Origin of the sequence: Pseudoalteromonas sp. HL-AS1 (assembly GCF_031198785.1) — a bacterium.
In the GTDB taxonomy this organism is placed as follows: Bacteria; Pseudomonadota; Gammaproteobacteria; order Enterobacterales; family Alteromonadaceae; genus Pseudoalteromonas; species Pseudoalteromonas distincta.
Map to the genome: position 1 here is coordinate 635255 of NZ_CP133569.1, position 12617 is coordinate 647871.

Annotated in this window: 16 protein-coding genes and 1 pseudogene; 14 read left to right on the forward strand and 3 right to left on the reverse strand. The window is 40.7% G+C overall.

Going from position 1 to position 12617, the window contains the following annotated elements; genetic code table 11:
* Positions 1-34: 34 nt before the first annotated feature.
* The 7 genes from avd to RB214_RS02985 all read left to right on the forward strand — a co-directional run bounded on the left by avd (position 35) and on the right by RB214_RS02985 (position 4660).
* Positions 35-388, forward strand: coding sequence for a diversity-generating retroelement protein Avd (avd, locus tag RB214_RS02955; RefSeq protein ID WP_309168350.1), 354 nt, complete (start codon positions 35-37; stop codon positions 386-388).
* Positions 385-1341, forward strand: coding sequence for a reverse transcriptase/maturase family protein (locus RB214_RS02960; RefSeq protein WP_309168351.1), 957 nt, complete (start codon positions 385-387; stop codon positions 1339-1341). The genes avd and RB214_RS02960 overlap by 4 nt, the downstream gene beginning before the upstream one ends.
* A gap of 312 nt (positions 1342-1653) precedes the next feature.
* Entirely contained in the window at positions 1654-1929 is a 276-nt protein-coding gene (locus RB214_RS02965; protein WP_309168352.1) for a hypothetical protein, read from the forward strand.
* Positions 1922-2551: a hypothetical protein gene (locus RB214_RS02970; RefSeq protein WP_309168353.1), complete on the forward strand. Its 630-nt coding sequence runs from the start codon at positions 1922-1924 to the stop codon at positions 2549-2551. The genes RB214_RS02965 and RB214_RS02970 overlap by 8 nt, the downstream gene beginning before the upstream one ends.
* Complete coding sequence (locus RB214_RS02975; RefSeq protein WP_282338031.1) at positions 2548-3033, forward strand: hypothetical protein; 486 nt, start codon at positions 2548-2550, stop codon at positions 3031-3033. The genes RB214_RS02970 and RB214_RS02975 overlap by 4 nt, the downstream gene beginning before the upstream one ends.
* Positions 3030-3734 (forward strand): hypothetical protein, encoded by a 705-nt coding sequence (locus RB214_RS02980; RefSeq protein ID WP_309168354.1) that lies wholly within the window; start codon positions 3030-3032, stop codon positions 3732-3734. Before RB214_RS02975 ends, RB214_RS02980 begins: the two co-directional genes overlap by 4 nt.
* On the forward strand, positions 3707-4660 hold the full coding sequence (locus tag RB214_RS02985) for a hypothetical protein (RefSeq protein ID WP_309168355.1): 954 nt from the start codon (positions 3707-3709) through the stop codon (positions 4658-4660). Before RB214_RS02980 ends, RB214_RS02985 begins: the two co-directional genes overlap by 28 nt.
* 242 nt (positions 4661-4902) lie before the next feature.
* Here the strand turns inward: RB214_RS02985 and RB214_RS02990 are convergent, their stop codons facing one another.
* Positions 4903-5976 (reverse strand): site-specific integrase, encoded by a 1074-nt coding sequence (locus tag RB214_RS02990; RefSeq protein WP_309168356.1) that lies wholly within the window; start codon positions 5974-5976, stop codon positions 4903-4905.
* A 186-nt stretch (positions 5977-6162) separates the two neighbouring features.
* Here RB214_RS02990 and dusA point away from each other — a divergent pair, with 186 nt between their 5' ends.
* From dusA to RB214_RS03025, 7 genes and pseudogenes are all read left to right on the forward strand, one after another.
* Positions 6163-7095, forward strand: coding sequence for a tRNA dihydrouridine(20/20a) synthase DusA (gene dusA, locus RB214_RS02995; RefSeq protein WP_375144341.1), 933 nt, complete (start codon positions 6163-6165; stop codon positions 7093-7095).
* Between the two features lie 244 nt (positions 7096-7339).
* A pseudogene (locus RB214_RS03000) lies at positions 7340-8019 on the forward strand (PspA/IM30 family protein).
* Positions 8020-8028: 9 nt separating this feature from the next.
* On the forward strand, positions 8029-8235 hold the full coding sequence (locus tag RB214_RS03005) for a PspC domain-containing protein (protein WP_039485433.1): 207 nt from the start codon (positions 8029-8031) through the stop codon (positions 8233-8235).
* A 170-nt stretch (positions 8236-8405) separates the two neighbouring features.
* Positions 8406-8723 carry a hypothetical protein gene (locus RB214_RS03010; RefSeq protein WP_309168357.1) on the forward strand — a complete coding sequence of 106 codons (318 nt, stop codon included), beginning with the start codon at positions 8406-8408 and terminating at the stop codon, positions 8721-8723.
* A 79-nt stretch (positions 8724-8802) separates the two neighbouring features.
* Positions 8803-9312, forward strand: a complete 510-nt coding sequence (locus RB214_RS03015; protein ID WP_375144342.1) for a copper chaperone PCu(A)C — start codon at positions 8803-8805, stop codon at positions 9310-9312.
* Between the two features lie 8 nt (positions 9313-9320).
* Positions 9321-10307 carry a DUF2333 family protein gene (locus tag RB214_RS03020; RefSeq protein ID WP_309168359.1) on the forward strand — a complete coding sequence of 329 codons (987 nt, stop codon included), beginning with the start codon at positions 9321-9323 and terminating at the stop codon, positions 10305-10307.
* A gap of 3 nt (positions 10308-10310) precedes the next feature.
* Positions 10311-11081 (forward strand): TIGR04219 family outer membrane beta-barrel protein, encoded by a 771-nt coding sequence (locus RB214_RS03025; protein WP_002957929.1) that lies wholly within the window; start codon positions 10311-10313, stop codon positions 11079-11081.
* A 33-nt stretch (positions 11082-11114) separates the two neighbouring features.
* Here RB214_RS03025 and RB214_RS03030 read toward each other — a convergent pair whose 3' ends face one another.
* Entirely contained in the window at positions 11115-12002 is an 888-nt protein-coding gene (locus tag RB214_RS03030) for a TIGR03899 family protein (protein ID WP_002957930.1), read from the reverse strand.
* A complete protein-coding gene (locus RB214_RS03035) occupies positions 11971-12552 on the reverse strand; it encodes an SRPBCC family protein (RefSeq protein ID WP_309168360.1) in 582 nt (193 codons plus the stop codon). The genes RB214_RS03030 and RB214_RS03035 overlap by 32 nt, the downstream gene beginning before the upstream one ends.
* Positions 12553-12617 lie beyond the last annotated feature (65 nt).

Genomic DNA, 12617 nt, shown 5'->3' on the forward strand with positions numbered 1-12617 from the left:
CGATAGCCCGGGAATAACATAAAAGGAGATTAATTTGGCCGCGCTAGCAATAGAAGAAAAATGCAGAGATATGTTGATGTACGGGTATCAAGCTATAAAGCAGTTCCCAAAACATGAAAAGCATGTGCTAGCAGCAGAGATACGCAAGTCTATGCTTCAGTTGCAGCGATTAATAGTTACTGCATTTAAGCGCTACCATAAAAAAACAACATTGACAGAGTTAGATATTGAGCTCGCAATATTAAAGCGACAAGTTCGCTTGGCTAAAGACCTACGCTATATAGATACAAAAAAGTATCAATTATGGATAGAGCGCTTGGTAGAGATTGGCAAAATGCTCGGCGGTTGGATTAAATCAGTAAAGAACAAACAGGCAGTTGCATTATGAATGCACGGAATCGATTCCCGCTACGTGGCGGCAACTGGAACAATGGCTCGAACGCTGGCTTGGGCGCGCTCAACCTCAACAATGGCCGTTCGAATGCGAACAGTAATATCGGTTTTCGTCCCGCTCTTGAATATGCCAGAAGCAATATCCCCAAGGGGGTTTGCCAGTGCGACTTTGAAAAGGATGCAGCTTCCTCAGCAATTGCTGAAAAAGAAATAAAGCCAGTTGATGCGTCGATTGGCTGTACTTATGAAAAGATATATCAGTTTGAAAATATATTAAATGCTGCATACCAGTGCAGAAAAGGAAAAGCCACGTCAGCATCGGCGCTTGCGTTCTTTAATAACCTTGAAGAAAACATAGTGCAAATACAAAACGAGCTAATGTGGGAAATGTACAGTGTATTACCGTATAGACATTTTTATGTTTTTGAGCCAAAGCGCCGGTTAATTTCAGCGCCGCATTTTAAGGACCGCGTTATACATCGGGCAATTTACAATGTAATCGAGCCGCTGTTCGACAAACAATACATCTATGACTCTTACGCATGTAGAAAAGGCAAGGGAGCGCACGTCGGAGCCGACAGGGCTCAACACTTTATTAAGCAAGTAGAAAGCGAAAGTGGCAAAGCCTATGCGCTAAAAGCAGACATAAGCAAGTATTTTTCAAGTATTGATCATCAAATATTAAAAAGCATTTTAGGCGCAAAGTTAAAATGCCAAAGAACAAGAAACCTGCTTTTTTACATTATTGATAACAGCCCAAACGACGCAGCTGGGGTGGGCATTCCTCTCGGTAATTTAACGAGTCAGATATTTGCAAATATCTATCTGCACGAACTAGATCACTTTGCAAAGCACACATTAAAAGCAAGGCGGTACATTCGTTACATGGATGACTTTACAATTATTCACCATGACAAAAGGGCGCTGCATGAATACAGAGAAAAATAGAGGGGTTTTTATATAAAAACCTACGGCTAAAAACAAACAGCAAAACGCAGGTGTTCCCAATAGCAAAAACGCGCGGCCGCTCGCTAGACTTTTTAGGGTACAGAATATTTGCAAACCACAGACTGCTAAGAAAAAGCAGTGTAAAAAGAATAAGCACAAAGCTAAAAAAGTTTAGAAAAGAGTTTTCACAAGGCAAAGTGACACTAGCCGAAATAAACCAATGCGTGCAATCGTGGTTGGGCCATGCAAGCCATGCCAACACGCACAGCATAAAGCTAAAGTTATTTAACACTCCATTTAAAAGGTAAAACTATGTTTACATATATCTACAAAGGCGCAAGCCATAGTAATACAAGCGCTGAGTACATGCAAAACCTAGGCATGGACCAGGAACAAATTGACGCAGTATTAAATCAGCAGCAGTTTGAGCTAAGCCAAAATATTGAAAAGCGTCAAGCCGCTTACAAAGCCGAGTCAGACCCTTTGTATATGGAAGCGCAATACGACGGCACACCTGAGTCACTGCAAACGTGGCAAGACAAAGTAGCCGAAATCAAAGCGCGCTATCCACTGCCTGACAATGCATAACCTAGCGCTTTGTTCTCATCAAACTGCCGTCCCTTGCTCAATGCAAGTGGGCGCGCAGTTGCTTGCGTCTGCCATTAAAGACGACTCGCGCACCGACAAACCAACAAGCTATGGCGGTTTATTGTTATCGGTGAGTGCAACCGATCCCGCAACACTGGCCAGTAAGTTGGAATCAATAAACGAATACTGCCCAACCCCTGAGTTTATCGCCTGCGCCCAGTATGCCAATAGTCAAAGCACCTTAGAGCAAACCAAGCTAGATACCTATGACGGCCAAAGCATAGAGTGGCAAATAAACACCCTGCAAAATTTATTGCCTTTACGCGAGCAGCTAATAGCGGAAGAGCTCGCCACAGTAAATAACAGTGGTCAGCAATTAATCACCACCATTGACGATGCACTAACCCAAACAGCGGAGCTAAAAACAGCCCGCGACGAGCGGCTAAATCAAGCGCAATTCACTGCTCAAAGTAGCGGGGTAGATGTGCAATTAATTACAGCTGGCACAGCAAAGCAGCTAGCCGACTCAGTGGCTAACAAAGGCAATGATCATAGCTACTGGGCACTGTGTTTATTTGTTGGCGAGCAGGGCGAACTTAATCAAATTAAAGAGGTGTTATGAGCTTAGCAATTGATGGCTGGAACATACCGGGGTTTGAAACCCGTGTTGATGCATCGGTAAAACTCGCCGGTGGTGACATGTCGGGGTTTGGTAGCTTTGCACTTAGTAGTGACCAAGGTGTTAAGCCAGGTTTAATAACTGTAAAAACAAAAATACCCATGCTAGATGAAAGCGAGCTAGCAGCCCTTATCGCCAAATCAAAAGCATTAGACGAAAACGGCGCCCGTGTTGTTTACACCATTACCAATGCACTGGCCGAGGCATATAAAATTCGTAAAGCAAAATTTGACGGTGAAGTAAAAGCCACCGAGCTTGAAGAAAAACGCGCGTGGCAAGTAACATTTAAACTCGTTGAGGTTCAATCAGTCTCAGAGCGCGAACAACAGCAGCTAGACGAACAAGCCAGCACTAACGCCGAGCCACAAGCAACAACTAGTAACGACGATGTGCAAAACAAATTCAACGAGGTCGAAGGGCCATGAGCACCCGCCTATCTAACACCTTAAAAATTGCAGGCCAGTCGGTTACTAACATAGTAGCTAAAACCGTACAGCTTGATATTGCCAGCACCGGTCGTGCAAAGTTTGAAGTAGTGGCAGAGCAAGAGCCAAGCGGCTTGGTTGAACTACACCTAGGTTACACGTTAGATAATATGATCCCGTATTTTCTCGGCGTCATAGAATCAAAACATCAAGCCAACGGCCGCTGGTATTTAACCTGCCGCGAACTAATAGGCGCGTTAAGTTTTCCCGCACCGTTGGCGGTTCGTCACGCAACAATTAAAGCGGTGCTTGATGAACTAGCAAAACTCGGAGTTGAGTTTGCAACCCCTGAAAACGCAGAATATTTAAATCAAATTATACCCGCATTTTATCACAGCGGCACAGGCATTGAAGCGCTTAGACAAATAGGCAAAGTGTGGAGTATTAACGATTTTATATTTCAGCAGCGCCCAGATGGCAAAATATTTGTCGGCAGTTGGCACGACTCCCGTTGGCCGCTCGCAGCTATCAATGATTTTCCAGAGCACACAATAACCGCTAAAAGCTCAACCACTGGCGAGCTAATCGCCATTCCAAAATTAAGACCAGGCATAAAACTAAATGGCCGACACATTACCGAAGTAACACTAATCAACGACAGGATGCACATACGATGGTCAAACAAGCCATTAAACGCCTAATACAGCGCTATTTTCCAGAGCTAAACGAGCGAAAACACCTGCCGCAACTTGCATGTATAGAAAAAATATACGACCTGCCAAGTAGCGCCGCAGCAATCAGCACCGTATTTAGGCCGCTAAAAGCCGCCGACGTACAGCTTTTAAACCCACTAACAGGCGAGCCATTAGCCGTACCCGTATTTCAGCAAGTAACACTCGGGACAGGCCAAGCATCCGACCACGGATTATTAAACGAACCAACACCAGGCATGCATTGTTTAATACAATATATCGACGGCCTAAATAGCCATCCCGTGATCACCAACTTATTGCCATGGCAAAGCCTAGTGCCCGAACACAAGCGCACAGATGTAACACTGCAGCAAAGTAGCCGCAGCAATATACAAGGCCGCGACGGCAACTGGCACACCACAACCGACGGCCAAATAGCACAGACCAGCGATACCACAAAAAGAAAATCGCGCAACTGTTTAGAAAATCACCATGAACGCAATACCAATATAGCCACGCACGACACGCTAAAAATAGACGGCAACCAAATCACAGAAGTGATGGGCGCATTAAAAACAGTAGTAGGTGAAAAAGCCTTAATAGTCGCTTTAGAAGGGCTATTGCTTGGCAGTAAAAAACAGGTAGACATTGAAGCCGCCGAAAACATGAACCTAACCACACTCAAAACCCTACACGCCAAAGCCACCGAACTGGCAAAGGTAGAAGGCACAACAGTGTGGCTTGGAAATAATTCGGTAAACGTAGCACAAGTACTCCTTGATTTAATAAGCTTGGTTAAAGATATAAACCAAAGCCTAGAAAACCACGGCCACACAAGCGCGGGTGCAGGCGCACCAATAACGAAGAGCGAATTTGCCGCCCACAAATCAGCAGCCAGCAGCTTAAAAAGCACATTAGAGTCAGTGGTGGAATAGTGAAATTCCATTCAGTTGCGCGATTTTAAAAGTAGGTTAGGCTATCTGCAAATAACAGAAAAGGTAATTTGTATTATGATGGAAAAGCTAGATCGAATCGCAGAACTAAACACAGAGATGCAAGCAATTTTAACTTTGTTAACCGATGGCGAAAGTTATATCAGATTAAATAAAAAACATTTAGACTCGATGCTACATAGCCTTTTAAATAATACCGAAACTATAAATAGAGAGCTGTTGGATTAAGTATTAAACTTATCATGTAATTTATGCGGGAATAGCTGCGTATAAACTTGCCACAAAATATTTAAATTACGGTGGCCTGTAACTTGGGCCACTTCTTCTATTGAATAACCTTTTTCGAATAAACGGCTAGCACCTTCGCGACGTAAATCATGATAGCGTAAATCCTCAATACCTAATGCATTACGTACCCGCTGAAAACCAGCAGTAACCGATCGTGAGTTGTAAGGAAATATTAAATCATCACTTTTAGGTTGTTGCATCACAATATCAAACGAACCAGCTAGCAAAGGTACAATCATGTGATTGCCTTCTTTTTTACGCGGGTCTTTTCTATCACGCACTAAAATAGTTTTGTGATCTTCGTTTAAATCTTCCCAGCGTAGTTTGCAAACTTCACCAATGCGCATGCAGGTTAAAATGCTAAAATCCAAAATATCTAAAAAGGGAATCCGCACTTTACCGTTCCGCCTATAGTCCATACGTTCCTTTAAGCCTTCACGCAATTTATCTAATTCATTATCGGTAGGGCGGCGTGTTCGCTTTTGGCTTTTGCCAACTAACCCCATTTCGATTAGCACCGGTACTGCGTCTTCAAATATTTTATGGTTAGCATCAATATTCCATACTGGCCCAGCCTTTTTCATAACACTGCGCAAATATGCAATATCATGATAAATAGTCGCAGGCCCTGCACCAGCGCTACGCCTATTTTTACAATGTTCAATTAAATCACTAGTGCGTAACTCATTTGATAAAACCGATGCTATGTCGCAATCAATCAGCATCTTAATAACAAATTGTTTAGTACGGCCTGTAGCATTCCATAAATCATGGTTTTCATAATACATATTCATCAGGGTGCCTAGGGTGACCACTTGCTTTGTTTCAGTCACCCTCGATTGCTCAATATCGTTAACTTGTTTCTTGCCCCAGCTCTCAGCCAACACTCTTTTACTGAATGTTTTACTTTCATTGTGTATAATCTTACCCTTAGATTTCTCGCGTACTACGCACTTGTAGCGGTAGTCGCCTGAAGCAAGACGGCGTTTTTCGATATTATATGAAGCCATGATTTAACCCTAAGTTATTGTTCAGTCCAACCCCGCAAGGGTGACTATAGGGTGACTGTATATCGAAACTCGCGGCGATTCAAGGCAATTCAAGGCAATTCAGACTATATGAGTAACACACTAAATAAGGGCTATAGCCCAGTAATGGCAAGTAACGCAGGGTTTAGACGGTTTAGCGTGGCACCTATGCTTGATTGGACTGATCGCCATTGTCGTACTTTTCATCGCAAAATGACTAAACATACTGTGCTTTATACTGAAATGATAACCACAGGGGCTATTTTATTTGGTCGAGGCGACTACTTACATTTTAATAAACACGAAGGCCCAGTTGCACTGCAACTTGGTGGCTCTGATCCTAAAGCGCTTGCGCAATGTGCAAAGCTCGCAGGTGAGCGTGGCTATGACGAAATAAATTTAAATGTAGGTTGCCCGTCAGACAGAGTTCAAAATGGCCGATTTGGCGCATGTTTAATGGCTGAACCTCAATTAGTTGCTGAGTGTGTTGCAGCAATGAAAAACGAAGTAAGCATTCCTGTTACCGTTAAAACGCGTATTGGTATTGATGAGCAAGATTCGTATGAGTTTTTATGTGCGCTTATTGAAGCGTCTCATAAAGTAGGGTGTGATGATTTTATTATTCATGCTCGTAAAGCATGGCTCAATGGTTTAAGCCCGAAAGAAAATCGTGAGGTTCCACCGCTTGATTACCCACGTGTTTATCAACTTAAAAAAGATTATCCGCAGTTAGACTTAAGCCTAAATGGCGGTGTTAAAACAGTTGAGCAGAGCCTAGAACATTTGCAACATATTGATGGCGTAATGATTGGGCGTGAGGCTTACAGCAACCCATTTATGCTCAATGACGTTGATGAGAAAATTTATGGTGATGCTGCAAATACGCAGTCACGCCACGATGTAGTGCGTTCAATGTATGACTACATTGAAGAAGAAATGCGTTTGGGTGCTAATTTTTGGCATATTGCACGTCACATGCTCGGTATTTTTCAGGGGCAGCCTGGTGCGCGAGGTTTTAGACGCCACCTTTCTGAAAGTGGTCACGGTAAGCAAGCTGATTTATCGGTAATGGATAAAGCATTAAGCTTTGTACCAGAATAAAATTAAGCTTTAAAAATTCTAAATTTTAGCCACTTTCGAGTGGCTTTTTTGATCCTAAAAATTAGTCAAAATCATAATTTATTGGCCAATTACACTCTATGTTGTTCAGCTTAAAGTCACTAAAATTTAGAGTGCTTGTTGTTTATCGTTATGATTTTAAATGTTTTATTTTTGTTTTGATGGACTTGGCACAACTCTTGGAATCTTCTTGTTGAAATTAATTAAAAATCAACAGGAGAATACCATGGGAATATTTAACCGCGTAAATGATGTAATTCAATCAAACATTGTCGCCATGCTTGATAAAGCAGAAGATCCAGAAAAGCTTTTAAACCTAATGCTTACCGAGATGCAAGATGCGTTGAATGAGTGCCGTAGTACAGCAGCCGCTTTATTGTGTGAAGAGAAAGTAATTAATCGCCAAATTGATACTAAAAAACAGAATTAGCAGCTTGGCAAATTAAAGCAGAACGTGCGGTTGAGAAGGGCAGTGATGATCTTGCTAAAACAGCTTTACTTGAGAAGCAACGCGTTAACGAAAGCATTGAAAATAAGCAAACTCAACTAGAAACTTTGCAAGAGTCTATTGTAAAAATTAAGTCTGATTGTGAACGCTTGCAGCAAAAAATGGCTATGGCTAAAACTAAGCAAGCTCAGTTAATGCAGCGCCACAATGTTGCTATTGCTAGAGGGCGGATCAGTACGCAACTACAAAGCGATAAAGTAGCTCATGCGTTGTCTCGTTTTGAACAAATAGAGCAGCGTGTTGAAGGTATTGAAGCTCAAGTAGAGGCTTATGAGCTGACTGATACAGCAAGTTCTACCAGTGCCCAAATTGAGTCGTTAGTTAAAAATGAAAAAATTGATGCTGAGTTGGCTCGCTTAAAGGCGAACTTAAATACTAATTTAAAACACACTGCTTAGGAGATTGCTATGAACAGCTTTAATCGTCAACAAGGTTGGTATAAAGATACTTTGAATAAAAAAATATCGGGTGTTTGTAGTGGTTTAGCCCATAGATTGGACTTTCCGGTATGGGCAACACGCCTAGTTACTATTTTATTATTTTTGAGTTTTCCGTTTGCAGTTGCACTTGGCTATTTTATAGCGCATTGCTGCCTTGAAAATAAAGAGTATTAATACCAACAGGCATAAATATTTGAATAATTTAACGAATTAAATCACTCTATAATGTTGTTAAAATTTTATATAGAACAACTAGGTATAAAAATCTTTGCCTAGTTATAGCGCAATTTTCTTATCGTTAAATAGGCCTCATATATAAGCCGGTTGGTATAAGGAGAATTACTATGAAAGCTTTGGCAGTATGTGTATTTATCTATTTATTACTGTTTACTGATTTAATAACGTTTGTGCAGATTGATTCTTGGCAGTTGCCGTTATGGATTGCTGACATTAGTTGGGCTGGGCTCGAGCTTGTAGGTGCTTTGGCCGCAATTATTGCGGTAGTGGCTTTAATTACTATGGGATTAGTTGGTGCGGGTGTAGTGGCATTAGCAGGGACTGTTTTAGCGCTTTTATTCGGATCTATAATGATTGCATGGCCGTTACTATTTGTTGCAGTGTTGTGTTGGCTTGTTGCCGATAACAAAAAAGTAGCCTCTTAATCCTTAATTTGACTGACTATTATAGGTTAACTATGTTAAATTTAGCCTGTAATTTAAAGTTTTCATAAGGATAAGAATGATGACGAAACTATGTTTTTCGATGGCTTCTGCATTAATATTTAGTTTTTTTTCGTCATCGTTGGCGGCGCACTCAGGGCACGATCATGGTTCTGATGTGGCTGTGCTCGAAGTAACTAACGCGCAAGTTAGAGAGTTTTTACCTGGCAGTACTTCAACTGTAGGTTATTTAACCCTTATTAATCACAGTGGAGCCGCAGCAACTTTAACTAAGGCAACTATTGATGGCTTAGGGCGTGTTGAAATACACGAGCATTCACATGTAGACGGCATGATGAAAATGCAACAAGTTGAATCGGTTGAAATTAAGGCGCACGAAAGCGTCAGCTTTCAGCCTGGCGGTTATCATTTAATGGCATTTGAACCACAAGAGCCATTAAAAGTAGGACAAGAACGTAAACTCACACTATATTTTAGTGACGGTAATCGCTTATTTACTAATGCTCAAGTCGTGTCGCTTGAAGCGCAAGCTAGGCAGTCAAAACCATCTACTCAACACGCTCATCATTAGGAGTACACATGTCGCAACATAAAGGAAAAATAGCAGGAATAATTGTTTTACTGCTTATCATTTTTTACGCAATTGCTGTTTATTGGAGCACAGAACCTTCACGTTTTGACGTTGTTGCAAACGCGAAAGAGCAAGCGCAGCTTCGTAATGAAAAAATAGTAACGGGTTATGTAACTACTTCTACATTAATTACGGTAACCAATACCTTACTAGATAAACCGGGTGGCTACTTATCAAATGATGTAATACCACCAAGTATTATTATGGATGATATGCCAGCGTGGGAATATGGCGCACTAGAAATGGTACGTGATTTATCGCTTTCTATGCGAAAAGATTTTAGCCGTTCGCAATCACAGTCTACGGAACATGAAGCCCTTAAAAAGGCGCAGCCGCAGTTTAATATAAGCTCTGAGGCATGGGCATGGCCAAGTGCCGAAGGTGAGTACCAAAAAGGTATTGACTACTTAATGGTATATCGTGGACAAATTGCTAATGAGCATGAGCGCGATAGCCAATTTTACGCACGAGCAGATAACTTACGTAGTTGGCTTAAAGAAGCTGAAAAACGTTTAGGTAGCTTAAGCCAACGTTTAAGTGCGAGCGTAGGCCAAGAAAAAGTGAACACCGATTTAGCGGGTAATTCATCTAATAAACAAGCAACTCTTGCGCCACTGCAGCAGCAAGTAAGAACACCATGGTTGGAAATTGACGATGTGTTTTACGAGTCGCGCGGTGCAACTTGGGCATTACTGCATTTTTTACAAGCGATAGAGTATGACTTTAATGACGTACTTGAAAAGAAAAATGCACGTGTAAGCTTACAACAAATCATACGTGAACTTGAGGCCACTCAAGAAACAGTATGGAGCCCACTTATTTTAAACGGCAATGGTTTTGGCTATGTGGCAAACCATTCTTTAGTTATGGCAAATTATATTTCTAGAGCCAATGCGGCTTTAATCGAACTCAGCGAACTACTAGCTCAAGGATAAAAAATGAAAAAGTATTGTTTAGCAGCAGCCCTTTCAATGGCATGTTTAGCACCAGCAGCGCAAGCTGACACTCTACTAGGTTTATACGTAGGTGTTGATGGGTGGAAGTCAGATAACGATGGTCAATTTTCTTATAAAAATAATGCATCTCAAGATTTCAATTTTGAAGATGAGACTTTTGTAAGTTATTACGCGGCGCTTGAGCACCCAGTGCCATTAGTACCAAACATCAAATTAAAGTATACAGAGCTTGAGTTAAATGGTTCTGCGCTGCTTACAGATACATTTAGCTTCAATGGTTCTGATTATGTTGTTGGTTCTACTGTAAATACGGTAAGTGATTTAACGCATATTGATTATATTTTTTATTATGAAATTTTTGATAATGACTTAATCTCAATTGACTTAGGTTTAAATGCTAAGCAGTTTGATGGTGATATTGTTGTAAATGGTACTACTCAAAATGGTGGTACTAACTTTACCGAAACAAAAGATTTCTCTGGTTTTGTTCCTCTTGCATATGGCCGTGCCGAAGCTGGCTTACCTTTTACTGGTTTAAGTGTATTTTTTGAAGGTAGCTTTTTGGCTATTGACGATAGCAAAGTACAAGATTACCAAGTAGGCGTAGCGTGGGAACTTATTGATAACCTAGCAGTAGATGTTGCTGTTAAAGCCGGTTACCGCTCTATGGTATTAGAACTTGATGATGTAGATGATATTACTACTGATATTGATGCATCTGGCCCATTTGCGGGTATTCAGGTTCACTTTTAATTAGTATTTTCTAATTAAACATAGCGTGGCATATTATTTTATTGCGTGCCACGCTAAATCAAACTCTCCCTCCAGCGCATTATTAATTAACTGCTTATAAATTTTATTTACAGGAAAATTAATGAGTTTAGATAACTCATCACCTGTTTGCGTGAATTTATAATAGCTCAATACCAAATCACTACTTTTTGCTTTTAACGTTACTTTTTGCGATAAAAATGAAAGGGTAAGTTCTTGTCCCGCTTTAAGCACTGCAGATTCAATTTCTTTTCTATACAGTAAATTAAGATCCATAAGTGTTAAAATGTCAGGAAAACTAATACCTGTTTTTCCTAGATTTAGAGACACTTTATTGCCTTTTCGTAGCAAATCAAACAATGACGGTTTTTTGTAAAAGCCTAGTAGAATAAAGTGGCTGTCGTCTTTTTCGTTATAGCCTGAGAGCGACACACATTTTTGCAAAGAGTCAGCTTCTCGCTGTGTCATATGCTTTAACGTTTGCAAGCTTTTAATTGAAAACGTACCAGGGTTGAGTGTTTCTCCCGTTAAAATTTTGGCCCATAAAGTTTGCATTGACGCATTTGAAGTATCTTCGCACAGTGCGATAAAGTGCTCTACCCAGTCAGCATCGGGTTGTTTACTACTTGCTACATCGGGGCAAAACCCCATAGCCATTGCTAAAATTGACTCTATATTTTGTTGTTGTTTTATTAGTAGTAAATCTTGGCGCTTTTGGGCACGAGCTAAAACAGAGTTTTCACTGTTGATATGATAAAGCGGCTTAACTTGGCCTTTAATATCGTAATTTTGTTCGGGGGTAGGCAGTATTCCGTTACTGCCTATTTTTGTTATAGGGTAACCAAGTAAGGATTCGATAATGTTAGCAAGGTTAATTCTCGCTTGTGCTGTCTTGACTGGCATGGCTGTGCATTGTCCTTTGTGAATGGCTAAGCTGAGCAACAGTTTTAAGGTTATTTAACCCCATTGAAACTGTATTACGGAGCACATATTCGCTCAAAATTGCGGTGTAACCCGATATTAAAGGAGCGGTTGTTTGTCCGTTAATCTTACATATTAGAGTGACGATACCGTTTTGCTCACTAAAATTAAAAGTCCCCCTAATAATATGCTCAGCATTTAAAAGTATATTAAAGCTGACCTTATTTTGACTTACCGAAGTTATGATCATTTCACCATACCCCCATTTTCCCTTCCAAGACTGATGAGCACCCAGGCCAGAGTTCGGTTCGCCCAAAGTAAAACGTATACTGGGGTCTACTTTTTCCCATGGAGACCATTTTTGCCATTGATTAAAGTCAGTAATAAGCGGTTTTACTGCGTCAATATTTGCATTGATTTCTATTGTTTTATTTACACTATAACTTTGGGGAAGTATCAGCCCTACCAGTACTAATACCAATAGCAATAACAGTACGCCTTTGATCAATATTTCTAATGGTTTAATAAGCACACCTTTTATTAGTTTTTTGAGTTGAAATACAACAACTTTTTATTAATCGACTATAGTATGAATTA

Bases quoted from the DNA above. Each gene is read 5' to 3' on its own strand.
- RB214_RS02960 (WP_309168351.1), top strand. From the start codon at position 385: ATGAATGCACGGAATCGATTCCCGCTACGTGGCGGCAACTGGAACAAT.
- RB214_RS02965 (WP_309168352.1), top strand. From the start codon at position 1,654: ATGTTTACATATATCTACAAAGGCGCAAGCCATAGTAATACAAGCGCT.
- RB214_RS02970 (WP_309168353.1), top strand. From the start codon at position 1,922: ATGCATAACCTAGCGCTTTGTTCTCATCAAACTGCCGTCCCTTGCTCA.
- RB214_RS02975 (WP_282338031.1), top strand. From the start codon at position 2,548: ATGAGCTTAGCAATTGATGGCTGGAACATACCGGGGTTTGAAACCCGT.
- RB214_RS02980 (WP_309168354.1), top strand. From the start codon at position 3,030: ATGAGCACCCGCCTATCTAACACCTTAAAAATTGCAGGCCAGTCGGTT.
- RB214_RS02985 (WP_309168355.1), top strand. From the start codon at position 3,707: ATGGTCAAACAAGCCATTAAACGCCTAATACAGCGCTATTTTCCAGAG.
- RB214_RS02990 (WP_309168356.1), bottom strand. From the start codon at position 5,976: ATGGCTTCATATAATATCGAAAAACGCCGTCTTGCTTCAGGCGACTAC.
- dusA (WP_375144341.1), top strand. From the start codon at position 6,163: ATGCTTGATTGGACTGATCGCCATTGTCGTACTTTTCATCGCAAAATG.
- RB214_RS03005 (WP_039485433.1), top strand. From the start codon at position 8,029: ATGAACAGCTTTAATCGTCAACAAGGTTGGTATAAAGATACTTTGAAT.
- RB214_RS03010 (WP_309168357.1), top strand. From the start codon at position 8,406: ATGAAAGCTTTGGCAGTATGTGTATTTATCTATTTATTACTGTTTACT.
- RB214_RS03015 (WP_375144342.1), top strand. From the start codon at position 8,803: ATGACGAAACTATGTTTTTCGATGGCTTCTGCATTAATATTTAGTTTT.
- RB214_RS03020 (WP_309168359.1), top strand. From the start codon at position 9,321: ATGTCGCAACATAAAGGAAAAATAGCAGGAATAATTGTTTTACTGCTT.
- RB214_RS03025 (WP_002957929.1), top strand. From the start codon at position 10,311: ATGAAAAAGTATTGTTTAGCAGCAGCCCTTTCAATGGCATGTTTAGCA.
- RB214_RS03030 (WP_002957930.1), bottom strand. From the start codon at position 12,002: ATGCCAGTCAAGACAGCACAAGCGAGAATTAACCTTGCTAACATTATC.